A 23,036-nucleotide genomic window follows, 5' to 3' on the forward strand; every position below is an offset into this window, starting at 1 on the left:
TCGTCACCAGCGATTCGCCGCCATGCGCGCAAGCGCCGCCCCGTCGTCGTCCGATAGTCCGCTGGAGACGCTCACCGGCACGATCGAACGTGTCACGTTCCACTCGCCGGCCACGGGCTTTGCCGTGCTGAAGGTCAGGGTGCGCGGGCGGCCGCAGCCGGTTGCCATCGTCGGTAACGCGGCCCAGGTCGCCGCCGGCGAGATGATGACGGCGGAAGGCAGCTGGGTGAACGACCGCACCCATGGCCTGCAGTTCAAGGCCAGCCGCCTCGTCATGGCGCCGCCAGCCTCCAGGGACGGCATCGAGAAGTACCTTGCCTCCGGCGCGATCAAGGGCATCGGCATCGCCACGGCCCACAAGATCGTGCAGGCCTTCGGCAAGCGCACCTTCGAGGTGCTGGATGCCGAGCCGCACCGGCTGAAGGAGATCCCCGGCCTCACCGAGGCGCGCATCCGGCGGATCTCCGAGAGCTGGGCCGAGGATCGCATCGTGCGCGATCTCGGCGTGTTCCTGCAGGAGCATGGGCTCGGCCCCGGCCAGGCGGCACGGGTGTTCCGGGCGCTCGGACCGCAGGCGATCGGGCTGATCCGGCAGGACCCCTACCGGCTCGCCCGCGACGTGCGCGGCATCGGCTTTCTCACCGCCGACGGGGTGGCGACCTCGCTCGGCCTTGCCCGCGACGCACCGGAGCGGCTGCGGGCCGGCATCAGTTTCGCGCTCCAGCAGGCGCGCGACGACGGCCATACCGGCCTGCCGCGCGAGGAGGCCATCGCGCTGGCCGCCCGGCTGCTCGACGCCGACGAGACCCCCATTGCCGAGGCGGCGGGGGCCGAGGTCGCCGCGCGCAACCTCGTCGCCGACACGATCGGCGGCGAGCCGCACCTGTTCCTGAAGGACCTCCACCGGGCCGAGACCATCATCGGCGAGCGGCTGCGCGACCTTGCGAAGGGCACGCCGCCCTGGGGCGCCATCGACCTGGAGGCGGAGGTTCCGAAGGTGGAGGCGCGCACGGGCAAGGCCCTCGCCCCGTCCCAGCGGGAGGCGCTGGCGACCGTGCTCTCCGCCAAGGTGTCGGTCATCACCGGCGGGCCGGGGGTGGGCAAGACGACGCTGCTCGACACGGTGCTGAAGATCCTGTCGCGCCAGGATGTGTCGGTGACGCTCGCCGCCCCGACCGGCCGGGCCGCCAAGCGCATGACCGAGCAGACCGGGCTGGAGGCGAAGACCATCCACCGCCTGCTCGAGATCGACCCCGAGTTCGGCGCCTTCTCGCGCGGCCGCGAGAATCTTCTGACCTGCGACCTGCTGGTGGTCGACGAGACCTCCATGGTCGACGTGCCGCTGATGCTGGCGCTGGTCGAGGCCCTGCCGGCCGGCGCAGGCCTGCTGCTGGTCGGCGATGTCGACCAGTTGCCGTCGGTCGGGCCCGGGCAGGTGCTGGCCGACATCATCGGCTCGGGGCTGGTGCCCGTGGCGCGGCTGACCGAGGTGTTCCGCCAGGCGGAGGCCAGCCGCATCATCGCCTCGGCGCACCGGATCAATCGCGGCGAGATGCCGGACCTGCCGGCGGCAGGCGAGGACAGCGACTTCTACTGGGTGGAGATCAGTTCGCCCGAGGACGGGCTCGCCAAGATCATCGAGATCGTGAAGGAGCGCATTCCGCGCCGCTTCGGCCTCGACCCGATGCGCGACGTGCAGGTGCTGGCGCCGATGAACAAGGGCACGCTCGGCGCGCGCAACCTCAATATCGAGCTGCAGAAGGTGCTGAATCCGCCGCAGGGACGCTCGGTGGAGCGGTTCGGCTGGACGTTTGCCGCCGGCGACCGGGTCATGCAGACCGCCAACGACTATGACCGCGACGTGTTCAACGGCGATCTCGGCTCGGTGCTGCGCGTCGATCCGGAGGAGGGCGAACTCGTCGCCCTGTTCGACGGCCGGCAGGTGTCCTATTCGTTCGCCGACATGGAAAACCTCATGCCGGCCTATGCCACCACTATCCACAAGAGCCAGGGCTCGGAATATCCGGCGGTGGTGATCCCGGTGACCACCCAGCACTATGCCATGCTGGCGCGCAACCTGATCTACACGGCCGTGACGCGTGGCCGGTCGCTGGTGGTCATGGTCGGCGAGACGCGGGCGCTCAGGATCGCGGTGTCGGGCGGGCGGGCCAAGCCGCGGATCACCAAGCTGAAGGAATGGCTCTCGGCATGAGCGGGGTTCCGCCAGCCGTGCCGGCCTGCTAGGCGAAGAGGCCCCGGAGTGCCGCCATGCGCCTGATCCTCACCCTTGCCCTCTGCCTTGCCGCCGGGACGGCCGTTGCCGCCGAGCCGCCTGCGGTCGCGATCGCCAACCATTCGGTTCCGACCCTCTGCGCGGAAGAGGACAATGTCGATATCCGCCTTGCCTCGGCTTCGGTGCGCCGCTTCCGGCTGGAAGCGGTCCATCCGGCGGCCATCGGCACCATCGTGAAGGACATCACGGCCCCTGACTTCACCGATTGCACCATCACCGACCGCGAGGATTTCCGGTTCACGCCGCGCGACGTGGTCATGTTCGAGGACGAGCGGATCAAGGTGCTGGGCATCACCTTCGACAAGTTCTGGCGGCCCGAGCAGGTGCCGTTCTCGATCGCCGGCGGGCGCACCGAGAGCGGATTCCACCTCGTCCAGCTCTACCGCAAGGAGCCGGGCCGCGCGCCCTACGAGGCGCTGGTCATCTATCCGGTCGACGGCTACTGGCGGCTCAAGCCCCGCCCGCCCGAGCACCTCACCGACATCGTCTATGGCACCTCGGCGCTGATCGGGCCGATCGAGGTGATGCAGCGGCCGGTGGTCAACATGAGCGCGATCCGCTTCGATCCGGCGACGCTGACCTTCACGCTGGCCTTCCGCATCGGCGGAACCGCCGAGGTGAAGGTCGTCGCCATCGACCGCGAGCGCACCGCGCTGGAGGTCGCCTTCGACCGGCCGGTGGAGGGCCGCCCCTTCGCCGGGTTCCGGTCCATGTATGTCACCGAGACCAATGCCGACAGCGCCCGCCTGGAATGGCGCGCGCGCGGCGGCCGGCGCTGGCGCGAGAGCCCGGTCATGGACTTTGCCGGTGCGCAGGCCGTCGAGATGCGCCTCGGCCGCAGCGTGCCGAGCCGGCACAACACCTCGGCGCCCGACCACCGGGTGTTCGGCTTTTCGGAATGACCGGCCGGACAAGGGCCGGGACAATGCGGATGGCCTGACGTGCAACAGCACGATATGAGGGAAATCACGTCGCGGAGGAGAGCGCCATGAAGGCTGCCATCATCGAAGGGTTCGGCGATCCTGCCGCCACCATCCAGCTGAAGGACGTGCCGGAGCCGGCGTCGCCCGGCCCCGGCGAGGTCACCGTCGAGATGCTGGTGCTGAACATCAACCCGTCCGATCTGCTGCAGATCCAGGGGCTCTACGGCGTGTCGCGGCCGCCGCTGCCGCTGACCCCCGGCGGCGAGGCCGTGGGGCGCATCGCGGCCGTCGGCGAGGGCGTCACCGGCCTTGCCGTGGGCGACATCGTCTCGCCGATGATCCTCTCCTGCTGGGTGGAGCGGGTGACGATGAAGGCCTCGCTGGCCATGAAGCTGCCGGCCGGGATCGACCTGAAGCAGGCAGCGATGCTGAAGGGCAATCCGGCCACCGCCGAGGCGCTGCTGGCCGACCAGTTGGACCTCCAGCCGGGCGACTGGCTGATGCAGAATGCCGCCAATTCGGCGGTCGGCACGTTCCTCGTCAGGCTGGCGCAGCAGCGCGGCATCAACACGCTCAACATCGTCCGGCGCGAGAGCGCGGTGGAGGCGGTGAAGGCGGCCGGCGGCACGGCGGTGATCGCCGATGCGCTCGACGATCCGCGCGCCTTTCGCAAGCGCGTGCGCGAGGCGGTGGGGGACGCGAAGGTGCGGCTGGCCATCGATGCCATCGGCGGCGGTGCCACGGGGCTGATGGCCAACCAGGTGGCCGATGGCGGCACGGTGGTGAACTACGGCCTGCTGTCCGGCGAGCAATGCCGGATCGACGCCCAGCACCTCATCTTCCGGAAGGTCACGCTGAAGGGCTTCTGGCTGATCCACTGGTTCCAGGAGATCGGCCGGGCGCGGCTCGCCGAGACCTACGGGCGGATCGCGGCCGGCATGGCCGACGGCACGCTGACGACCCCGGTAGCCGATGTCGTCGCCTTCGCGGAGGTGAAGGAGGCGCTGCGTCTTGCCGGCGAAGGCGGCCGTTCCGGCAAGGTGCTGATGGTGACGGAGGCGGGGCGACAGGCCGGGGTATAGGGCGGCCGGAGCCGGGTCTGCACGCGCGGCCGGGCAGGCCCCACCCTTACCCTCCCCGCTGCGCGGAGAGGGGGACTTTGGCGTCCCGGCCGCTCTTCAACCGACATGCCTGGCGCGACCGTATTTGCCCAAGCGCGACGCGGTCGTCCCCCTCCCCGCGCAGCGGGGAGGGTAAGGGTGGGGACTACGTTCGCTCGCCGCCGCCCTGCAGTCCGGTCGATGCGTCCTTCGAGGCTCGCTGTCGCTCGCACCTCAGGATGAGGATGGTGGTGGATGGCATGGCGGTCAGGCGAAACGCGGCGGACAAGCTCCGATTGAGGCAGATGCAGCGCACCACCTCCTCATCCTGAGGTGCGAGCGCGAAGCGCGAGCCTCGAAGGACGCACAGGCCGCCATGCAAGGCGTGATGCCGCGAGACCGCGGACCCCTCACGCGTAGAGGCGTTTGATCGCGTCCGCGTATTTCGCCTCGATCGCCTTGCGGCGCACTTTCATCGTAGCCGTGACCTCGCCGTCGTCGTGGTCGAGTTCCTTGTCGAGGATCTCGAAGCGGCGGATGTTGGCGACCTGGGCCAGCGTCTCGTTGGCCTTGTCGACCGCCTGCTGGACGAGTTCCACCACCTGCGGGGCCTGCGACAGGTTCTTGAAGTTGGTGAAGGGGATGCCCTTCATCTCGGCCCATTTGCCCACCGTCTCCATGTCGATCTGGATCAGCGCAGCGACATATTTCTGCCGGTCGCCGAAAACGATGCATTCCTTGATGAAGGGGCTGGTCTTGACCGCATGCTCGATCTCGGTCGGCGACAGGTTCTTGCCGCCGGCGGTGATCATGATGTCCTTCTTGCGGTCGACGATCCGGAAATGCCCGTTCTGCATCTCGCCGACATCGCCGGTGCGCAGCCAGCCATCGACGATGGTCTGGGCGGTGGCCTCCTCGTTGCGGTAATAGCCCTCGAAGATGGTCGCGCCGCGGGCCATGATCTCGCCGTCCTCGGCGAGCTGGACCTGGGTGCCCTTCATGGGCTGGCCGACCGTGCCGGCGACGACGTCATCGGTGAACTGGCCGAGAATGCCGCCCGAGGTCTCGGTCATGCCGTAGATCTCCACCAGCGGCACGCCCATGGTGCGGAAGAAGCGGATCACCTCCGGCGAGATGGGCGCGGCGCCGGTGAAGGCGACCCGGCAGCGGGTTAGGCCGATGGCGTTCTGCAGCGCGCGGAACACGGCGGCATAGGCCAGGGCGTATTTGGCCCGCTCGGCCAGCGACCATTTCGACCGCGGCTTGTCGGCGAGGGGCTCGCACCAGGAAAAAGCCGTCCGGTAGAGCCATTGCTGCAGCGGCCGGGCCTCGTACATCTTCACGCGGATGCCGGAATGCATCTTCTCCCAGATGCGGGGCACGCCGAGGAAGCTCATCGGGGCCACCTCGCGCAGGTCCTCCTGCACGGTGCGCAGGGATTCGCCGAAATTGACCTGGCTGCCGGAATAGAGCGGGCCGAACACGGTCGTGGCCTGTTCGGCGACATGGCAGAGCGGCAGGTAGGACAGGGTCGACCAGCCCTGGCCGATGCCGTAGCGGTCGATCAGCCCGTTCGCCCCGGCGCGGATGTTGCGGTAGGACAGCATCGCGCCCTTGGGCTTGCCGGTGGAGCCCGAGGTGTAGATGAGCAGCGCGATGTCGTTGAGCGCGTGCTCCTTCATCAACTCGTCGACGAGGCCGGGATTCTTCTCGTATTCGGCCCGGCCCAGTGCCTCCATCTCGTCGAAGGTCATCACCAGCCCCGGCTCGTAGCCGGCAAGGCCGCGGTTCTCAAGGGCGATGATCCTCGTCACCTTCGGCAGGTCGGCACGGGCCTCCACCACCTTGTCGATCTGCTCCTGGTCCTCGCAGACCACGATGGCGCAGTCGGCATGGTCGAGGACATAGGCGACCTCGTTCGACGGGCTGGTCGGATAGACGCCGACGGTGACGGCGCCGAGTACGCCGGCGCCCATCTGCGAGAGCACCCATTCGATGCGGTTCTCGGAAATGACGCCGACATGGCTCCTGCGCGTCAGCCCGAGCGCGCGGAAGCCGAGCGCGACGTGGCAGGAGCGCAGCCAGTATTCGGCAAAGGTGGTCGGTTGCCAGATGCCGAAGCGCTTCTGGCGCAGGGCCACCTCGGAGCCGCGCTCGGCGGCGTGCTTCTTCAGCATCTGGACGACCGACAGCGGGGGCAGGGCCGCGGCCGGGTCGGCGGCGGCGGGGCTTGCCGCCTCGCGGGCCAGATCGAGCGGAAGGACGGTTGCGGTCATGACAGCCACCTCTTGCGCCGCTTGTAGTGCTTGATGTCGCGATAGCTCTTGTGGGCGAGGCCCAGATAGAATTCCTGCACGTCCCGGTCGGCGGTCAGCTTCTCGGTCGGCCCGTCGATGACGATGCGGCCGGTCTCCATGATGTAGCCGTAATGGGCGATGGAGAGGGCGACCGAGGCGTTCTGCTCGACGAGCAGCATGGACACGCCCTCCTCGGCATTGATGCGGGCGATGATGGCAAAAATCTCCTCGACCAGCAGCGGGGCGAGGCCGAGCGAGGGCTCGTCGAGCAGGATGACGCGGGGCCTGGCCACCAGCGCGCGCCCGATGGCGAGCATCTGCTGCTCGCCGCCCGACAGGTAGCCGGCGATGGACTTGCGCCGCTCGGCAAGGCGCGGAAAGTAGCGGTAGACGATCTCGAAATCGGGCCGGACACCTTCGCGCCCGGTGAGCGCATAGGTCGCGGCGGTCAGGTTTTCCTCGACCGTCAGGTCGCCGAAGATGCGCCGGCCCTCCATGACATGGAACAGGCCCTGGCGGACCAGCCGGTGCGGCGCGTGCTGCTCGACGATATGGCCGTCGAACATGATCCGGCCCTCGGTGACGAGGCCGTTCTCCATGGGCAGCAGCGCAGAGACGGCCTTGAGCACGGTGGACTTGCCGGCACCGTTGGAGCCCAGGAGCGCGACGATCTTGCCCTTCGGCACGGCGAGCGACAGGCCGCGCAGGGCCTGGATGGCCTTGTTGTAGACCACCTCGATATTGTTCACCTCGAGGATGAGATCGCCGGTCTCTGCCATGTCGTCACCGTGGCCGGAAGAAGGTGGCGGCCCCGCGGCTGCGGGACCGCCGGTCTCGGCTCAGCTCGCGGCCGAGATGGAGATCCAGTCGGAGGCCGGCTTCAGCGCCTTGTCGGCGGCCGAGAACTGATAGACGCGGCCGACCGGGAAGGAATTGTTCGTCATCGTGACCGGCACGCCGAAGATGCCGCCGGAATCGAAGTTCCGGATCGCGCGGGCATGCTTCATCATGTTGACCGCGTTCAGCTCCTCGTTCGCCGTCAGCGTCCGGCGCAGCACTTCCAGCGCCAGCATGGCGTTGGTCCAGCCCTGGTAATAGGCGTGGGTGCGGGTCTTGCCGACATTGGCGGCCTTGATCGCGTCGATCTGGGTGCCGGTGGCGGCCGGATCGAAGTTGTAGCAGGACACGCCCATATAGCCGTCGGCGGCGGCGCCCGCGCGGGTCATCAGCACCGAGTCGGTGGAGTAGAAGGTGCCCATGAACTTCGAGGTCATGCTGGCCTGGCGGGCCTGGGCCATGAACTCCGGGATCGGCTGCAGGACGTAGCCGTGGAAGATCACGTAGTCCGGGTTGCGGCGGCGGATCTTCAGCACGTCGCCAGAGACGTCGACCGAGCCCGGCTGGGTGACGATCTTCTCCACCAGGTTGAGCTCGAGCCGCTTGGCCTCGGCCTCGCCGGCGGCGATCGGGTCGCGGCCGAACTCGGTGTCCGAATGGACGAACACCACCGAGGCGCCCTTCTTCTGGCTGGCGATGTAGCGCAGCAGCACGCGCATCTGGTCGGAATAGTTGGGACCCGGGATCCACTGGTTCGGGAAGGCCTGGGGATTGTCGATCTCGGAGGCGAAGGAGGCGCCGGCCATGACCGTGGTGCCGCGCCGGTTCAGCTCCGGATTGATCGCCTTCTGGAAGCCGGTGGAATCGCCGAAGAACACCGGCACCTGATGCTGCGAGGTGATGCGGGTGAAGATCGCCACGGCGTTGTCGACCCGGTAGCCCGAATCCTCGTTGACGTAGCGGATGCGCCGGCCGGCGATGCCGCCGTTGCGGTTGACCCAGTCGAAATGGTCGCGGCCGCCCTCGAAGCCCTCGACGCCGGCGAAGGCGAAGACGCCGGACATCGGATTGGCGGCGCCGATGACGAGTTCGGGGGCCTGGGCGAAGGCGCGGCCGCTGCCCGTCGAGACGAGGGCGGCGCCGAGGCCGAGGGCGTTGAATGCACGGCGTGACAGTCTGGTCATGAAGGTCTCCTCAGGGTGTGAAGGCCCGCCTTGGCGGCGGTTATGTCTGTTGGGCTCAGGTCCGGAACGGCCACAGGGCGAAATAGCGGCGCGTGCGGCGCCACATCTCGGCAAGGCCCATGGGTTCGAAGATCAGGAAGCCGATGATCAGCAGGCCGAAGATGATGTTGCGGACGGGGGCGAGATAGATCGACGCATCCGGAAACCACGGCACCAGCGCGGTGGCCGCCAGCTTCAGGAATTCTGGGATGAGGGTCATGAATACGGCGCCGAAAATGCCGCCGATGATGGTGCCTGCCCCGCCGACGATCACCGCGGCGAGGAAGAAGATGGAAGCGAGCGCCGGGAAGCTCTCCGGTGTCACGACGCGGAACAGATAGGCCCACAGGCCGCCGGCAACGCCCGCATAGAAGGACGAGATGGCGAAGCTCATCAGCTTGTAGCGCAGCAGCGAGATGCCGATGATCTCGGCAGAGATGTCGCGGTCGCGGATGGCGATGAAGGCCCGCCCGACGCGGGTGCGGAACAGGTTCTTGGCGGCCAGCACCATGACCACGGTGAGCGGCATGACCAGCCAGTAGAGCCGGTCGGGGGTGGCAAGCTCGATGCCGAGGATGCGGGCTGTCGGCACGTTGAGGCCGCGAAGGCCGCCGGTCACTGGCGTCCAGTTGAGAAAGATGAAGCCGAGGATGACCGCCGCCGCCAGCGTGGCAATGGCGAGGTAGAGCCCCTTGATGCGCAGCGAGGGCAGGCCGACCAGATAGCCGATGCCGGCCGCCACCGCGCCGGCCAGCACCAGGTTGAGGATCACCGGCGTGCCGTAATTGCCGTCGAAATAGGCGACCGTATAGGCCCCCACCGCCATGAAGGCGGCATGGCCGAGGCTGACCTGGCCGGTATAGCCGGTGAGGATGTTCAGTCCGGTGGTGGAGATGACGTTGATCATCACCAGCACGGCGAGGAACATCCAGTAGGCCGAGCCCACGAGCGGATAGGCCAGCAGGCCGACGATCAGGACGGCGAACCAGACGCGCTGCGTGTCGGTCTTGAACAGGCCCTCGTCGGCCGCGTAGCTCTCCTTGGCGGTGCCGACGCGCATCAGGCTGCCCCACTCGCTTGATGCCGCATGCCGTTGCCGGAATACCGGTGCCCACTTTTCCGCGGCATGCCGAGAGTCCCGGGTTGCAGCATGCCGTTGCCGGAAAACCGGTTCCCACTTTTCCGCGGCATGCCGGGAGTCCCGGGCTGCCGCATGCCGTTGCCGGAAAACCGGTGCCCACTTTTCCGCGGCATGCTCAGAGCCTCTCGATCTCGTGGGTGCCGAACAGGCCGTAGGGCCGCACAACCAGCACGACGAGCAGGATGGAGAAGGTGGCGAGAAGCTTGAACTCGCCGCCGAGGAAGCGGCCGACCATCGCCTCCAGCCAGCCGATGAAGAGACCGGCGATCAGGGCTCCGGCGATGGAGTCGAGGCCGCCCACGATGACGACGACGAAGACCGACAGGCCGAACAGCCCCATGGCCGAGGAGATGCCGCCGACCGAGCCGACGAGGATGCCGGCCAGCGCCGCCACCACGGCCGCCAGCATCCAGGAGAAGGAGAACACGCCCGGCACGTCGATGCCGACCGAGGATGCGGCGGCCCTGTCGGTCGCCGTGGCGCGCAGCGCGATGCCGCCGCGCCAGAAGGCGAAGACGGTGATCAGCACGGCCATGGCGCTGGCGGCGATGACGAAGGAATAGGCGGTCTTGGAGGGGATGAAGGCGTCGGCGATGATGATCGGCTGCTGGGGCAGGAACTCGGGCAGGCGGCGCGGCTCGGCCGACCAGACGAGTTCGACAACGCCGATCAGCACCGAGGTCAGTCCGATCGTCACCATGAAGACGGAGACCGGATTGTCCTTCAGGAGCGGGCGGATCATGGTCCGCTCGATCAGCGCTCCGACGGCGGCGGCGACTGCGAGCGTCAGCGGCACCGAGGCCCAGATCGGCAGGGCAAGGCCCGCCGAGAAGCCGTAGAATACGAAGGCGCCGATCATCAGCATCTCGCCGATGGCCAGATTGATGACCTTGGTGGCCTTGTAGATGATGACGAAGGCGACGCCGGTGAGCGCCATGAGCGAGCCGGTTCCAAGGCCAGCAAGGCTCGTCTCGACGATGTCCAGGAACTCGATGGCCATCAGGCGACCTTCTCCTCGGCGCTCTTGCGCGCATCCCCCGACGAGCCGAGATAGGCCTTGATCACCTCGGGATTGGCGCGGACCTCGGCGGGCGTGCCGGCGGCAATGCGCCGGCCGAAATTGAGCACGCAGACATGGTCGGAAATGTCCATGACCATGCCCATGTCATGCTCGACCAGCAGGACGGTGACGCCCCATTCCTCGCGCACGTCGAGGATGGCGCGGGCCATGTCCTCGGTCTCCTCGCGGTTCATGCCCGCCACCGGCTCGTCGAGCATGAGGACGCGCGGGCGCATGGCCAGCGCGCGGGCCAGCTCCACCTTCTTCTGCAGCCCGTAGGGCAGGATCGCGACCGGGACATTGCGGATGTGGTCGAGCTCGAGGAAGTCGATCACGTCGCGCTCGATCTCGGCGCGCAGCTCCATCTCCTCGCGCCGGGCCCGTCCCCAATAGAGGAAGGCGTCGAACACATTGGACTTCAGGTGTGCGTGGCGGCCGAGCTTGATGTTGTCGAGCACGGTCATGCCGCGGAACAGCGCGATGTTCTGGAAGGTGCGGGCAAGGCCGAGCCGGGCACGGTCGCGCGCGGGCACGCCGGTGATGTCCCGGCCGTCGAGCAGCACGCGCCCGGTCTTCGGCGTGTAGAAGCCGGATATGGCGTTGAAGGCCGAAGTCTTGCCTGCACCGTTCGGGCCGATCAACGCGGTGATCGAACCGGGCGCAACGTTCAGCGAGACGCCGTCAAGCGCCTTCACGCCGCCGAACTGCAGCGAAAGGTCCTCGACGTCGAGACGTGCAGCGGGCGGCCGCACGGGCGCGACCGGATCGGATGGCGACAACGCCATGGCCTCCTCTGGATCGGCGCGCGGGTTCCCGTCTTCGCCGTAAACTGCGTTTCACTCTATGAAATCTGATTTCAGATTGCCGAAATCAGATTATCGGGACCTTTCGCCGCGTCAACAAACATTCCGATGATTGCGGCACAATTCCACCCTTCGGACGATGGCAAAGGCCGGCAACATCGCCAAAAGCGCGGCGTTTCGGCGCGGTTCAGCCCTGCAGGCTCGTCAGGCCGGCGCCGGCAAAGCCACCATCGGCTGCAATCGCCTGGCCGGTGACGAAGCTTGACTGGGTCTCGTCGAGCAGGAAGGCGACCAGCGAGGCGATCTCGTCCACCGTGCCGTAGCGGCGCATGGGGACATGGCGCAGCCAGTGATCGCGCGTCGCCTGATCGTGGATCTCCGCGACCATGGGCGTCTCGACGGGACCGGGACAGACGGCATTGACCCGAATGCCCTTGTGGGCGAGGTCGACGGCCAGGACCTGGGTCATGTTGATCACCGCCGCCTTGGACGAGCCGTAGGCGACGCGCCCCTTGGAGCCGCGGACCCCGGACACCGAGGCGATGGTGACGATCGAGCCGCCACCCGTGTCCTGCATGACGCGCGCTGCGGCCTTCGCCGCGAGGAAGGTGCCGAGGACATTGACCTCGTGGATGGCGCGGAACAGGTCGGCGCCGGTCTGCAGCGCCGGAACGTCGGCGCCCCGGCCGGCCGAGGTGACGCAGCCGATCAGGCGGCCCTGCCCGGCAGCCGCCTCGATCCAGGCCTCGACCGCCGTCTCGTCGGTCACGTCCACCGCGGTGTAGGTCGCGCGGTCGCCGAGCCGGGTCTCGGCCGCCGCCAGCGCCCGGATGTCGCGGTCGCAGACGGCCACCTTCCAGCCGCGCGCGACGCAGGCCGCGGCAGAGGCGAGCCCGATGCCGGACGCTCCTCCGGTGATGGCGACGCAGTCCTTCGGCATAAGCCCTGTTCCTGTCCGTTTGTGATCGGGGCGCGCATCGAAGCACCGGACCGGGCAGGTGTCACCCCGGCCCTCTCGCGGTGGCCCGAGGGCTGTGCCATGATCAGCGCTGCGGCAGGCGCACGCCTCCCTTCCATACGCGCCAATACGGCCGCGCTTGTCACGCGCCCTGCGCTCGTCCCATCATGCGGTTACCGATCAGCCGGACCAGCAGACGTCCGGATCGACCGTGGGAAACGGAACGCCTGTCGCACAAGGGGGACGATCATGTCCGAGACCAGCAAGATTCATGTCCTGTCGCGCCGCGTCGTCGTCGCCGGAGCCGGTGCCGCAGTGATGGCACCCTGGGTTTCGAAGGCCCAGACGCTGAAGACCGAATACAAGCTCTCCGTGGTCGGAAACCGGCCGATCGCGCTCTCGGAAGGCGCCTTCCAGTGGGCCGAGATGGTGACCCAGCGCACCAACGGCCGCATCAACGTGAAGGTCTATCCGGGCTCGCAGCTGGTCGGTGGCGACCAGACCCGCGAACTGGTCGCCATGCGCCAGGGCATCATCGACTTCACCGTGTCGTCGACCATCAACATCTCGCCGCAGGTGCGCGAGATGAACCTGTTCTCGCTCCCCTTCCTGATGCCGAATCACAAGGCCTTCGACGCGATCACCGGCGGCGAGGTCGGTCAGGCGCTGTTCAAGGTCATGGAGAGCCGCGACGTGGTGCCGCTGGCCTGGGGCGAGAACGGCTTCCGGGAGCTGTCGAACTCCAAGCGCGCGATCCGCACGCCGGCCGACCTGCGCGGCCTGAAGATCCGCTTCGCGGCCGGCGCCATCTTCGCCGACATCTATAACGGGCTCGGCGCCAATCCGGTGCAGATGTCGTTCGCCGACCTGCAGCCGGCGCTGTCCACCGGTGCGGTCGATGGCCAGGAGAACCCGATCAACCTGTTCCTCGGCCTGAAGATGGATGCGCTGGCGCAGAAGCACATGACGGTCTGGAACTACTGCGTCGATGCCGGCCTGTTCCATGTCGCCAAGAGCGTCTGGCAGACCTTCTCGGCCCAGGACCAGGAGATCATCCGCGAGAGCGCCCGCGACGCCGCCAAGGTGCAGATCGGCCTGACCCGCAAGGGCCTCGGCATCCTCGATGCCGACCGCTCGTCCTACGAGGAGCTGGAGAAGCGCGGGGTTGCCACCGCCATCCTGACGCCGGCGGAGAAGCGTGCCTTCGCCCAGGCCACCCGCCCGGTCTTCGACAAGTGGGCCGCCCAGGTCGGCGCCGACCTCGTCAAGAAGGCCGAAGCGGCCGCCGCCGCGGCGTCCTGACGACCTGACAGCCGCGCCCCCGGCCGATGAGCCGGGGGCGTCCTGCCTCCTGCCGACCGCCTGCAGCCTCCGGGAAGTCCCAAGCCTTGGCCGATATCGATCCGATCGCCCCGCCGGCGGTGCCGCGGACCCGAATCCCGCTCAAGGTCGAGGAGGTGCTGGTCGCCACCGCAATGGCCGGCATGGCGCTCATCACCTTCGGCAATGTGGTGGTGCGGTACCTGACCAACGTCTCCTTCGCCTTCACCGAGGAATATTCGGTCGTGCTGATGGTGGTGGTGGCGCTGCTCGGCACCTCGCTGGCCATCGCCTGCGGCCGGCATATCCGCATCGGCGTGTTCGTCGACGGACGCAGCCCGCAGACACGCCGGCGCGCCGAGATGGTGGCCATGGCGCTGACCATCGTCTGCTTCGGCATTCTCGCCATCTATGGCGCGAGCCTCACCTGGGACGAATACCGTTTCGAGGTCGTCTCTCCGGGCCTCGGCCAGCCCCAATGGGTCTATACCGGCATGCTGCCGCTGCTGTCGCTCGCGGTCATGGGGCGGGCGGCGGGCCGCATCATGCGCCTTGCCCGGGGTGAGGACGCATGACCGGCTTCGTTCTCGTCGCGGCCTTCGTCGCCATGATGCTGGCGGCGGTCCCGGTCGGGGTCGCCATCGGCCTTGCAGGCGCGCTCGCCATCTGGCTCGCCGGGCAGTCGATCATGGCGGTGCCCACCAATGTCTATACCGGCATCGCCAAATATCCGCTCATCGCCATTCCCATGTTCGTGCTGGTCGGGTCGGTGTTCGATCGCACGGGCGTCGCGCTCAGGCTGGTTCGCTTCGCCACCGCCCTGGTGGGCGCCGGACGTGGCGCGCTGGCCACCGTCTCGGTGCTGGTCGCCATGGTGCTCGGCGGCATTTCTGGCTCTGGACCTGCCACCTCGGCGGCGGTCGGGCAGGTGGTCACCCCGTCGATGATCAAGGACGGCTATCCGCGCGCCTTCATCGCCTCGACGGTGGGCGCGGCCGCGGCCACCGACATCCTCATTCCGCCCTCCATCGCCTTCATCATCTATGCGGTGCTGGTGCCGGGCGTGTCGGTGCCGGCGATCTTCGCCGCCGGCATGATCCCGGGCATCCTGGCGGGCATATCGATCATCATCCCGATCCTCATCATCTCCTGGCTGCGCGATTTCGGCGGCAAGACGCAGCAGGGCGACGGCGCGCTCTCCGTCTGGAGCACGTTCAAGGAGGCGATCTGGGGCCTGATGGCGCCGGTCATCATTCTCGGCGGCATGCGGGCCGGCCTGTTCACGCCGACCGAGGCGGCTGTGATGGCGGTGGCCTATGGCCTGTTCATCGGCTTCGTCATCTATCGGACGCTGACCCTTCGCGACGTCTACGAGATGCTGGTCGAGGCGGGCGAACTGTCGGGCATCATCCTCATCGTGGTGGCGCTTGCCTCGGTCTTCGCCTGGTCGCTGTCGACGCTTGGCATCGTCCAGCCGATCGCCGACTGGATCGTGTCGCTCGGCCTTGGACCCTATGGCACGCTGCTGCTGCTCGGCCTGGTCCTGATCGTCATCGGCATGGTGCTGGACGGCATCTCGATCTACCTGATCCTGCTGCCCATCCTGATCCCGATCGCCAACAGCTTCGGCTGGGACCTGGTCTGGTTCGGCATCCTGCTGACCATGATGGTGGCGATCGGCCAGTTCACGCCGCCGGTGGCCGTCAACCTCATGGTTTCCTGCAAGATCGCGCAGGTTCCGATGGAATCGACCATTCCCTGGGTCAGCTGGATGGTGCTCGGCATGATGACCGCGCTGGCCATGGTCGTGGCCGTTCCCGACCTGGCCCTCTGGCTGCCGCGGGTGCTCGGCTATTGAGCGGGCGTGAACCTGACGAACGGTTCATCTTGATGCACCGCGGAAAATCCCCCATTGTCCCGCGGTCATTGCGAGCCGCCCATTCCGGGCGGTCGACCGGGGCCGTATCGGCCCGTGTGCGAGGCGATACCAGATGAGTTCGAAGGTCTATTCCTCCGCCAGGGAGGCCCTGGCGGGCCAGATCAAGGACGGCATGACGATCATGTCCGGCGGCTTCGGCCTCTGCGGCATTCCCGATGTGCTGATCGAGGCCGTGCGGGATTCGGGAGCGAAGAACCTCACCGTGATCTCCAACAATGCCGGCGTGGACGGGGCCGGGCTCGGCATCCTTTTGGAGACCAAGCAGATCGCCAAGATGATCTCGTCCTATGTCGGCGAGAACAAGCTGTTCGCCCAGCAGTTCCTGTCCGGCGAGCTGCAGCTTGAGTTCAACCCGCAGGGCACGCTGGCCGAGCGCATCCGCGCCGGCGGCGCCGGCATTCCGGCCTTCTTCACCAAGACCGGCGTCGGCACGGTGATCGCCGAGGGCAAGGAAGTGCGCGACTTCGACGGCGAGACCTATGTGATGGAGCGTGGCCTGTTCGCCGACATCTCGCTGGTCCACGCCTGGAAGGCGGACAAGGAGGGCAACCTCGTGTTCCGCAAGACGGCGCGCAACTTCAACCCGATGATGGCGACGGCCTCGCGCATGACCATCGTGCAGTGCGAGCACCTGGTGGATGTCGGAGAGATCGACGGCGATGCCATCCATACCGCCGGCATCTACGTCAAGCGCATCGTCCACGTGCCCAATGTGGTCAAGCGCATCGAGCAGCGCACCACCCGCCCCAAGGCGGCGTGAGAGGAGACGAGACCATGGCCTGGACCCGTGACCAGATGGCCGCCCGCGCCGCCAAGGAACTGCGCGACGGCTTCTACGTGAACCTCGGCATCGGCATTCCGACGCTGGTGTCCAACCACATCCCATCCGGGATGAGCGTGCAGCTCCAGTCGGAGAACGGCATGCTCGGCATGGGCCCCTTCCCCGTCGAGGGCGAGGAGGATGCCGACCTGATCAATGCCGGCAAGCAGACCATCACCGAACTGCCGACGACGAGCTATTTCTCGTCCTCGGACAGTTTCGCCATGATCCGCGGCGGCCATATCGACCTGTCCATTCTCGGGGCCATGCAGGTGGCCGAGAACGGCGATCTCGCCAACTGGATGATCCCCGGCAAGATGGTCAAGGGCATGGGCGGTGCGATGGATCTGGTCGCGGGCGTCAAGAAGGTGGTCGTGGTGATGGAGCACGTCGCCAAGGACGGCCCGAAGCTGCTGAAGCGCTGCAACCTGCCGCTGACCGGCGCCGGCGTCGTGGACATGGTGATCACCGATCTCGGCGTCTTCGCCATCGACAAGAAGGGCGGCTCCGGCATGAACCTGATCGAACTGGCCGACGGGGTCACGCTGGACGAGATCCGGGCCAACACGGAAGCCGGTTTCGCCGTCGCGCCCGGACTTGCCGCTGCCGCCTGAACACGGCATGAGTCGCCTGACATCTGATCGACGGGGACCCCTTCCGGGTCCCCGTTTCGTTGACAGGCCGGCGGTTGCGGACCGCCCGCCGGCGGCCATCGAAAAGCCATCCGGCCTGACCATGTTCCGCGTCCCGTCAGCGTTGTCTCCATGCCGTCACGCCCCGGCGAGCGGCTCGTGCCACCGAAACCAGGACCGCAACGATTGAGCCTTGCCGCCGCCCTCAAGCGCGTTTTGACACTTGTTGTCGTCGTCGTGCTGGCGCTCGGCGCGACCATGGCTCTGGTGCCCAGCCTGATGCCGTCGGAAGCGGTGCGGCAGACCGTCGCGCGGGAGCTGTCCGGGCGGCTCGGCCTGCCGGTCACGATTGCAGGTACCGTCTCGGTCCACGTCTTCCCGCAACTGCTGGTGCGCCTCGAGGACGTGCGGATCGGCGAGGGTGCGCCGGAGGACCTGCCCGCGCGGGCGGAAGCACTGGTCGGCACGCTGCGCCTGCTCCCGCTGCTCGCCGGTCGCGTCTCGGTCTCCGATTATGTTCTGGTCGCGCCGCGGGTGCTTATCCGGGTGGCCGAGGACGGCGCCTCGAACTGGGATGCCGCCTTCGCCAGCCTGAGGGGCCTGACCGGAGCGAAGGCCGTCGCCTTTCCGGACTTCCGCGTGGTCGATGGCCAGACCATCATCGACGAGCGCAAGACGGGCCGGCATCTGACCGTGTCCGGCATCGACATCGCCGTCTCCTGGCCGGGCAGCGACAGGCAGGCCACCGTTTCCGGCTCGCTGCAGGTCAATGGCGAGCAACTGGACATCAGTGCGGTCATTGCGCGACCCATCGCGCTGCTGACGGCCGAGCCGACGGCCGTGAAGATGCGCATCGTCGGGTTGCCCCTGCGAGCCGCCTTCGATGGTCAGGTGACCAACGGCGCGGCCGTGACCGCGCAGGGGGCGATGACCGTCGAATCCACCTCTCTCAGGCTGATGCTTCGCTGGCTCGGCCAGAACCCCGGGATCGGGCCCTCGCTCGGACGCTTCGCACTGAAGGGCGAGGTTCAGCTCCTGCCCCAGAAGCTTGCCTTCACCAAGGTCAATGCCGAACTCGACGGCAATACCGCCGACGGTGCGCTGACCGTCAGCTTCGAGGGCGACCGGCCGCAGGTCCAGGGAACGCTGGATGCCGGCCGCGTGGTTGCAACGACCTATTTCGCCGATCTCAACCTCACGCCGAGGCCGGGCCAGGGCTGGAGCCGCCGGCCGATCGATCTTTCCGCCGTCACGCATTTCGACGTGGACCTGAGGCTGTCGGCCCGGGAAATGATCGTCGGTTCGGCCAATATCGGGCGCACGGCGGCGGCGCTGACGGCCCGCAACGGGCGCCTGGCCGTCACCCTCGGGGAAGCACAGGCCTATGGCGGCAACCTGCGGGGCGCGCTCGCCGTCGCGCCGCGCGGCGAGGGCTACGAGGTCAAGGCGAGCCTCTCCGTCCAGCGTGCGCAGCTCGGCCAGGGGCTCGGCGAATGGTTCGGCTATCGCCGGATCGGTGGCATCGCCAATGCCCAGATCGCGGTCGAGGCCGATGGCGGGTCCATGGCCGATTTCGTGCGCACGGCGCGCGGTCAGGCCAGCATCAATGCCGTCGAGGGGTCGCTGCGCGGCTTCAACGCCGAGGCGATCCTCAGACGGCTTGAGCGCCGTCCGCTGTCGTCGGCCGGCGCCGATTCCCGTGCGGGGACCACGCCCTATGAGCGGATTTCGGCAACCGTCGTCATCGAGGGCGGCGTGGCGCGCACCGCCGACCTGGTGCTGGAGGGCCGGATCGTCAGCATCCGCCTTGAAGGCGCGGCGGCTCTTGCCAGTCGCGAACTCGACCTGCAGGGAATCGCATCGCTGCGGCGCTCGGCACCTGCGGAGGGCGCCTTCGACCTGCCCTTCGTCATCCAGGGGTCGTGGGACGATCCCTTCGTCCTGCCCGATCCGCAAAGCCTCATCCGCCGGTCGCGTGCGGCCGCGCCGCTGCGCAACGTGACGCGCGACCGCGACGCCCTAAGGGCGGTGCTGGACGCGATCCAGCGTCATGGCCATCCCGACATCGGCGCCGACATTCCGCCGCCGCTGTCGTTCGCCCCCTATCCGCCCTTGCGTCCCGGCGACTGAAACTGTCTCCTGCCGCTGGCCGGTTTCCGGCCCGCGCGCTGCAGCAGCCGCGTGCCGCATTGCCGCCTTCGATCCCGGACCCGTCCGCGCCCGATGACCTCATCCCTCCGCCCTGCCCAGATGCTCCTGCGCACCGCCGTCCTGATCCTGTGCCTCATGCTGATGGGCCTTGCGTCCGCGGACGCCCAGGCGCCGGGGATCGCACCGGCACAGCCACAACCGGCGACGCCCGCGCAGACATCGCCCACGCCGGCCCCGCCGCCGCCTGCGGCGCCGGCCCAGACCCAGCCTGCGGCGCCGGCCCCGCCGCCGCCTGTGGCGCCTGCCCAGACCCAGCCTGTGGCGCCGGCCCAGACCCAGCCTGCGGCGCCGGCCCAGACCCAGCCTGCGGCGCCTGCCCAGACCCAGCCTGCGGCGCCGCCGCCGCCCGCTCCGGCGGCCGCCGCGCCCGCCCGCGACGCGACCGAGGCGGCCAAGACCGTGCTGGACCAGGTCGAGGTCCGCCTCGAGCGCCGGCTTGCCAACGAGGAACTGAATGATGCCCGCCGGCAGCTTGAGCCGGTGCGGGAGGCGCTCGCCCAGGCGCTTGAACAGCTTCAGCCGCGCCTGGCGGAGGCCCGTGGCCGGCTGGAACAACTCGGCCCGGCACCGGCCGAGGGGGCGGCGGCCGAGGCGCCGGAAGCCAAGACCCTGCGCGACCAGCAGACGCGCGCGGTCGCCGATCTCGACGGGCTCGTGCGCAACCTGCGCGTCCAACTCGTGCGGATCGACCAGATCGCCGACCGGATCGTGGAGCGTCGCCGCCAGCTGTTCACCGCCGAACTGCTGGATCGCTCGACACCGATCGTCGATCCGCGATCCTGGGTTCCGCTGATGGAGGCGATGCCGCGCCTCTGGAACTCCACCCGCTATTTCCTGTCCGACTGGCAGGGGCACCTGACCCACAGCGTGGGCACCGCGCGCATCATGGTTGCGGCCAGCATCGCGGTCCTGGCCGCAATCCTGCTGCTGCTGCTGCGTCGCCAGTTGCTCCGCTGGGGCCTGCGCCGCGACACTGCGCGCGAGCCCGCAACGCAGCTGGCGCGCGTACTCGCGGCGGTCCGGGTGGCGCTCGAACGGTCGCTCGCCATGCCGCTGACCGTGGGCGTGTTCCTGCTGATCCTGGCCAATTTCGAGCTGGTGCTGCCGCGTGCCGAACCGCTGGTGCCGACGGCCGTGCTGACCGCAGCGCTGATCGTCGCGGTCACGCGCGGCATCATGCAGGCGGTCCTGCAACCGGGAGCACCGGCCTACCGGCTCGTGCCGATGCCGGAGGCCTTCGCGGCGGCCATTTTCGGCTCGGTCCGGGCGGCGGCCTGGGTGGTGGCGATCGGGGTGGTCGTGCTCGCCTATTCGCGCAGCATCATCGCGCCCGTGGCGGTGACCATCTTCGTGACGGGCGCGACGGCGCTGGCCATCATCATCATCGCCTTCCTGTTCCTGCGCCAGACGGCGCAGCGGCCGGCGGAGGAGGGCGATGCCGGCGGGCCGTCCCCGTCGGCGGGGCCGGCGGGCGAACTGATCCCCTGGACATGGGTGAGGCCGGCGCTCTGGCTGTTCATGGTCGTGGTGCTGGCCGCGCTGATCGCCGGCTACACGGCGCTTGCCGCCTTCATCGCCAGCCGGACGGTGGCCGCGGTGGTGATCGCCTGCGCCACCGTCATCGTGCTGCAGTTCGTCGATGCGGTGATCGCGGAGTGGTTCGGTGCCGGGACAGTCCGGGGCCGGTCGCTGGCCGTCTCGCTCGGCGTCAAGCCGGAACGGCTGGACCTTATGGGAACGCTGCTGGATGGCGCGCTGCGCATCGCCGTCCTGGCCTCCTCCGTGCTGATCGTGCTCGGCCCCTGGGGTTTCGGCGGGGTCGGCGCCACGCTCGACGATGCCTTCTTCGGCCTGAGGCTCGGGGAGGTCAGGACCTGGGCCTTCACCATCGCGGCAGCCGGCCTCGTGATGGCCATCGGCCTTGTGGTCGTGAGGGCGGTTCTCAGCTGGTTCCGCGACAAGGTGCTGCCGCGCACGGGCATGGATTCCGGCCTGCAGAACTCGGTGGCAACCATCCTCGGCTATGCCGGCTTCGCGCTCGTCGTGGCGCTGGGGCTGAGACAGCTCGGGCTCGACCTGTCGAATGTCGCCATCATTGCCGGCGCCCTGTCGGTCGGCATCGGCTTCGGCCTGCAGTCGATCGTCTCGAATTTCGTGTCGGGCCTCATTCTGCTGGCAGAGCGGCCGATCCGCGTCGGCGATTCCATCGTGGTGAAGGGCGAGGAGGGCTATGTCCGCAAAATCTCGGTGCGCTCCACCGAGATCGAGACCTTCGATCGCGCCACCGTCATCCTGCCGAATGCCGAACTGATCACGGGCGTCGTCAAGAACTGGACCCATTCCAACACGATGGGCCGCATCGCGATCCCCGTCCGGGTCTCCTACCAGGCCGATCCGGAGGTCGTGCGCGACGAACTGATGGCGGTCGCCTGCGACAGCCGGTTCGTCGTGCAGGACCCGCCGCCGCGGATCTTCCTCATGCGGTTCGCAGATTTCGGCATCGAGTTCGAGCTGCGCTGCATCGTCACCAATGTGGACTATTCGCTGACGGTGCGCAGCGACCTGCAACTCGCGATCCTGCAGCGCTTCCGCAAGCGCGGCATCCTGCTGATGCCGACCATCAACCAGCGCGACATCAAACCCGAGCCGCCCGAACCGGACCATCCTCCCGGCTGGCGTCCGGGCTCGCGCCGGTCCAGTTCCTGAGGACCATCCGCCCCGGCGGCGTCACCTGCACGAGGCGGCCGCCGCGTTCGCGGCGCAGCCAGCCCCGGGCCATGAACAGGGCGAGCAGCGCACTGCCGAGCGCGCCGCCGAGATGGGGACGGCGTTCGCTCCAGTCGAGGCAGCATCGGCAGACCGGCCGGCGCCCGGTCTCCAGCGCTACCATGTCGACCCCCTGGGCGACGAAGAAGGCGCGGCCTCCGGGCGTGACGGCTGGAACGCTGCCGGCCATGGCCAGATGGCCGGAGGCCAGCAGGCCCTCGAACAGATCGACGGCAAGGCCGCCGGCCAGATGGTCGTAGCAGGTGCGGGCCGCCCGCAGGGCCGGATCGCGCGGGCCGGTGCGGTGCCGAAGCCGTCCCGTGCGCGCGGCAAGACCCATCAGGCCCTCGAGCACCTGCGCCACGTCGGCTCCCGAGAGCCGGAAATAGCGGTGGCGGCCCTGCGCCTCGACCAGCACCAACCCGGCCTCCCGCAGGCGAGCCAGATGGCCGCTTGCGGTCTGGGCTGTGATGCCGGCCTCGCGCGCGAGTTCGCCGGCCGTCAGCGCCTGGCCGGCCATCAGCGCGCCGAGCATGTTGGCCCGGGCCGGATCGCCGATCAGCGATGCAACCTCGGCAATGGACGGGCCATCCTTCATCACGCACTCCCTGGATCGTGGCAACAGGCTAGCGCTGTTCCGTCCATCCTGCTTCGGTCGCGGCCGAAACGTCGAAGGGGCGATTCTGCCAAACCAGCGCGGATGCCGGCTGTGC

18 protein-coding genes are annotated in these 23,036 nt (G+C 68.4%); 10 read left to right on the top strand and 8 right to left on the bottom strand.

All coding sequences use genetic code 11. The annotated features are described in order from the left end of the window. Positions 1–22: 22 nt before the first annotated feature. From recD2 to ACTIFS_RS11430, 3 genes are all read left to right on the top strand, one after another. A complete protein-coding gene (gene recD2, locus ACTIFS_RS11420) occupies positions 23–2,212 on the top strand; it encodes an SF1B family DNA helicase RecD2 (protein ID WP_439574213.1) in 2,190 nt (729 codons plus the stop codon). Positions 2,213–2,268: 56 nt separating this feature from the next. Further along, the gene (locus ACTIFS_RS11425) at positions 2,269–3,195 is read left to right on the top strand and encodes a hypothetical protein (protein ID WP_439574214.1); all 927 of its coding nucleotides are present in this window, start codon (positions 2,269–2,271) and stop codon (positions 3,193–3,195) included. 86 nt (positions 3,196–3,281) lie between these two features. Continuing rightward, positions 3,282–4,298 carry a zinc-dependent alcohol dehydrogenase family protein gene (locus tag ACTIFS_RS11430; RefSeq protein WP_439574215.1) on the top strand — a complete coding sequence of 339 codons (1,017 nt, stop codon included), beginning with the start codon at positions 3,282–3,284 and terminating at the stop codon, positions 4,296–4,298. A gap of 428 nt (positions 4,299–4,726) precedes the next feature. On the opposite strand, the gene ACTIFS_RS11435 is transcribed toward ACTIFS_RS11430, so the two are convergent. The 7 genes from ACTIFS_RS11435 to ACTIFS_RS11465 form a co-directional block, all read right to left on the bottom strand. Next, positions 4,727–6,592 (bottom strand): AMP-dependent synthetase/ligase, encoded by a 1,866-nt coding sequence (locus ACTIFS_RS11435; protein ID WP_439574216.1) that lies wholly within the window; start codon positions 6,590–6,592, stop codon positions 4,727–4,729. Continuing rightward, on the bottom strand, positions 6,589–7,392 hold the full coding sequence (locus ACTIFS_RS11440) for an ABC transporter ATP-binding protein (RefSeq protein ID WP_439574217.1): 804 nt from the start codon (positions 7,390–7,392) through the stop codon (positions 6,589–6,591). Before ACTIFS_RS11440 ends, ACTIFS_RS11435 begins: the two co-directional genes overlap by 4 nt. Before the next feature lie 60 nt (positions 7,393–7,452). Continuing rightward, positions 7,453–8,634 (bottom strand): ABC transporter substrate-binding protein, encoded by a 1,182-nt coding sequence (locus ACTIFS_RS11445; protein WP_439574218.1) that lies wholly within the window; start codon positions 8,632–8,634, stop codon positions 7,453–7,455. A gap of 55 nt (positions 8,635–8,689) precedes the next feature. Next, positions 8,690–9,733 carry a branched-chain amino acid ABC transporter permease gene (locus tag ACTIFS_RS11450; RefSeq protein WP_439574219.1) on the bottom strand — a complete coding sequence of 348 codons (1,044 nt, stop codon included), beginning with the start codon at positions 9,731–9,733 and terminating at the stop codon, positions 8,690–8,692. A 196-nt stretch (positions 9,734–9,929) separates the two neighbouring features. Next, positions 9,930–10,814, bottom strand: coding sequence for a branched-chain amino acid ABC transporter permease (locus ACTIFS_RS11455; RefSeq protein ID WP_439574220.1), 885 nt, complete (start codon positions 10,812–10,814; stop codon positions 9,930–9,932). Continuing rightward, a complete protein-coding gene (locus ACTIFS_RS11460) occupies positions 10,814–11,659 on the bottom strand; it encodes an ABC transporter ATP-binding protein (RefSeq protein WP_439574221.1) in 846 nt (281 codons plus the stop codon). Before ACTIFS_RS11460 ends, ACTIFS_RS11455 begins: the two co-directional genes overlap by 1 nt. Before the next feature lie 205 nt (positions 11,660–11,864). Next, complete coding sequence (locus ACTIFS_RS11465) at positions 11,865–12,617, bottom strand: SDR family NAD(P)-dependent oxidoreductase (RefSeq protein WP_439574222.1); 753 nt, start codon at positions 12,615–12,617, stop codon at positions 11,865–11,867. A gap of 267 nt (positions 12,618–12,884) precedes the next feature. Between ACTIFS_RS11465 and ACTIFS_RS11470 the strand changes: the two genes are divergently transcribed. The 7 genes from ACTIFS_RS11470 (at position 12,885) to ACTIFS_RS11500 (ending at position 22,263) form a co-directional block, all read left to right on the top strand. Further along, positions 12,885–13,937, top strand: a complete 1,053-nt coding sequence (locus ACTIFS_RS11470) for a DctP family TRAP transporter solute-binding subunit (protein ID WP_439574223.1) — start codon at positions 12,885–12,887, stop codon at positions 13,935–13,937. An 86-nt stretch (positions 13,938–14,023) separates the two neighbouring features. Further along, a complete protein-coding gene (locus ACTIFS_RS11475; RefSeq protein ID WP_439574224.1) occupies positions 14,024–14,530 on the top strand; it encodes a TRAP transporter small permease in 507 nt (168 codons plus the stop codon). After that, a complete protein-coding gene (locus tag ACTIFS_RS11480; protein ID WP_439574225.1) occupies positions 14,527–15,813 on the top strand; it encodes a TRAP transporter large permease in 1,287 nt (428 codons plus the stop codon). The genes ACTIFS_RS11475 and ACTIFS_RS11480 overlap by 4 nt, the downstream gene beginning before the upstream one ends. A 133-nt stretch (positions 15,814–15,946) precedes the next feature. After that, the gene (locus ACTIFS_RS11485; protein ID WP_439574226.1) at positions 15,947–16,654 is read left to right on the top strand and encodes a CoA transferase subunit A; all 708 of its coding nucleotides are present in this window, start codon (positions 15,947–15,949) and stop codon (positions 16,652–16,654) included. Between the two features lie 14 nt (positions 16,655–16,668). Further along, entirely contained in the window at positions 16,669–17,328 is a 660-nt protein-coding gene (locus ACTIFS_RS11490; RefSeq protein WP_439574227.1) for a 3-oxoacid CoA-transferase subunit B, read from the top strand. Between the two features lie 204 nt (positions 17,329–17,532). Then, complete coding sequence (locus tag ACTIFS_RS11495) at positions 17,533–19,476, top strand: AsmA family protein (protein ID WP_439574228.1); 1,944 nt, start codon at positions 17,533–17,535, stop codon at positions 19,474–19,476. Positions 19,477–19,569: 93 nt separating this feature from the next. After that, positions 19,570–22,263, top strand: coding sequence for a DUF3772 domain-containing protein (locus ACTIFS_RS11500; RefSeq protein WP_439574229.1), 2,694 nt, complete (start codon positions 19,570–19,572; stop codon positions 22,261–22,263). Here the strand turns inward: ACTIFS_RS11500 and ACTIFS_RS11505 are convergent. Further along, positions 22,193–22,921, bottom strand: a complete 729-nt coding sequence (locus tag ACTIFS_RS11505) for an ArsR/SmtB family transcription factor (protein ID WP_439574230.1) — start codon at positions 22,919–22,921, stop codon at positions 22,193–22,195. The two genes, ACTIFS_RS11500 and ACTIFS_RS11505, sit on opposite strands and share 71 nt — an antisense overlap. Between the last annotated feature and the right edge of the window lie 115 nt (positions 22,922–23,036).

Origin of the sequence: Phreatobacter sp. (assembly GCF_051860605.1) — a bacterium.
Classification (GTDB): Bacteria; Pseudomonadota; Alphaproteobacteria; order Rhizobiales; family Phreatobacteraceae; genus Phreatobacter.

Excerpts from the sequence above, each read along its gene's own strand:
- ACTIFS_RS11450 (WP_439574219.1), bottom strand. The coding sequence starts at position 9,733 with ATGCGCGTCGGCACCGCCAAGGAGAGCTACGCGGCCGACGAGGGCCTG.
- ACTIFS_RS11455 (WP_439574220.1), bottom strand. The coding sequence starts at position 10,814 with ATGGCCATCGAGTTCCTGGACATCGTCGAGACGAGCCTTGCTGGCCTT.
- ACTIFS_RS11430 (WP_439574215.1), top strand. The coding sequence starts at position 3,282 with ATGAAGGCTGCCATCATCGAAGGGTTCGGCGATCCTGCCGCCACCATC.
- ACTIFS_RS11480 (WP_439574225.1), top strand. The coding sequence starts at position 14,527 with ATGACCGGCTTCGTTCTCGTCGCGGCCTTCGTCGCCATGATGCTGGCG.
- ACTIFS_RS11505 (WP_439574230.1), bottom strand. The coding sequence starts at position 22,921 with ATGAAGGATGGCCCGTCCATTGCCGAGGTTGCATCGCTGATCGGCGAT.
- ACTIFS_RS11440 (WP_439574217.1), bottom strand. The coding sequence starts at position 7,392 with ATGGCAGAGACCGGCGATCTCATCCTCGAGGTGAACAATATCGAGGTG.
- ACTIFS_RS11445 (WP_439574218.1), bottom strand. The coding sequence starts at position 8,634 with ATGACCAGACTGTCACGCCGTGCATTCAACGCCCTCGGCCTCGGCGCC.
- ACTIFS_RS11500 (WP_439574229.1), top strand. The coding sequence starts at position 19,570 with ATGACCTCATCCCTCCGCCCTGCCCAGATGCTCCTGCGCACCGCCGTC.
- ACTIFS_RS11435 (WP_439574216.1), bottom strand. The coding sequence starts at position 6,592 with ATGACCGCAACCGTCCTTCCGCTCGATCTGGCCCGCGAGGCGGCAAGC.
- ACTIFS_RS11425 (WP_439574214.1), top strand. The coding sequence starts at position 2,269 with ATGCGCCTGATCCTCACCCTTGCCCTCTGCCTTGCCGCCGGGACGGCC.
- ACTIFS_RS11470 (WP_439574223.1), top strand. The coding sequence starts at position 12,885 with ATGTCCGAGACCAGCAAGATTCATGTCCTGTCGCGCCGCGTCGTCGTC.
- ACTIFS_RS11485 (WP_439574226.1), top strand. The coding sequence starts at position 15,947 with ATGAGTTCGAAGGTCTATTCCTCCGCCAGGGAGGCCCTGGCGGGCCAG.
- ACTIFS_RS11465 (WP_439574222.1), bottom strand. The coding sequence starts at position 12,617 with ATGCCGAAGGACTGCGTCGCCATCACCGGAGGAGCGTCCGGCATCGGG.
- ACTIFS_RS11460 (WP_439574221.1), bottom strand. The coding sequence starts at position 11,659 with ATGGCGTTGTCGCCATCCGATCCGGTCGCGCCCGTGCGGCCGCCCGCT.
- recD2 (WP_439574213.1), top strand. The coding sequence starts at position 23 with ATGCGCGCAAGCGCCGCCCCGTCGTCGTCCGATAGTCCGCTGGAGACG.
- ACTIFS_RS11490 (WP_439574227.1), top strand. The coding sequence starts at position 16,669 with ATGGCCTGGACCCGTGACCAGATGGCCGCCCGCGCCGCCAAGGAACTG.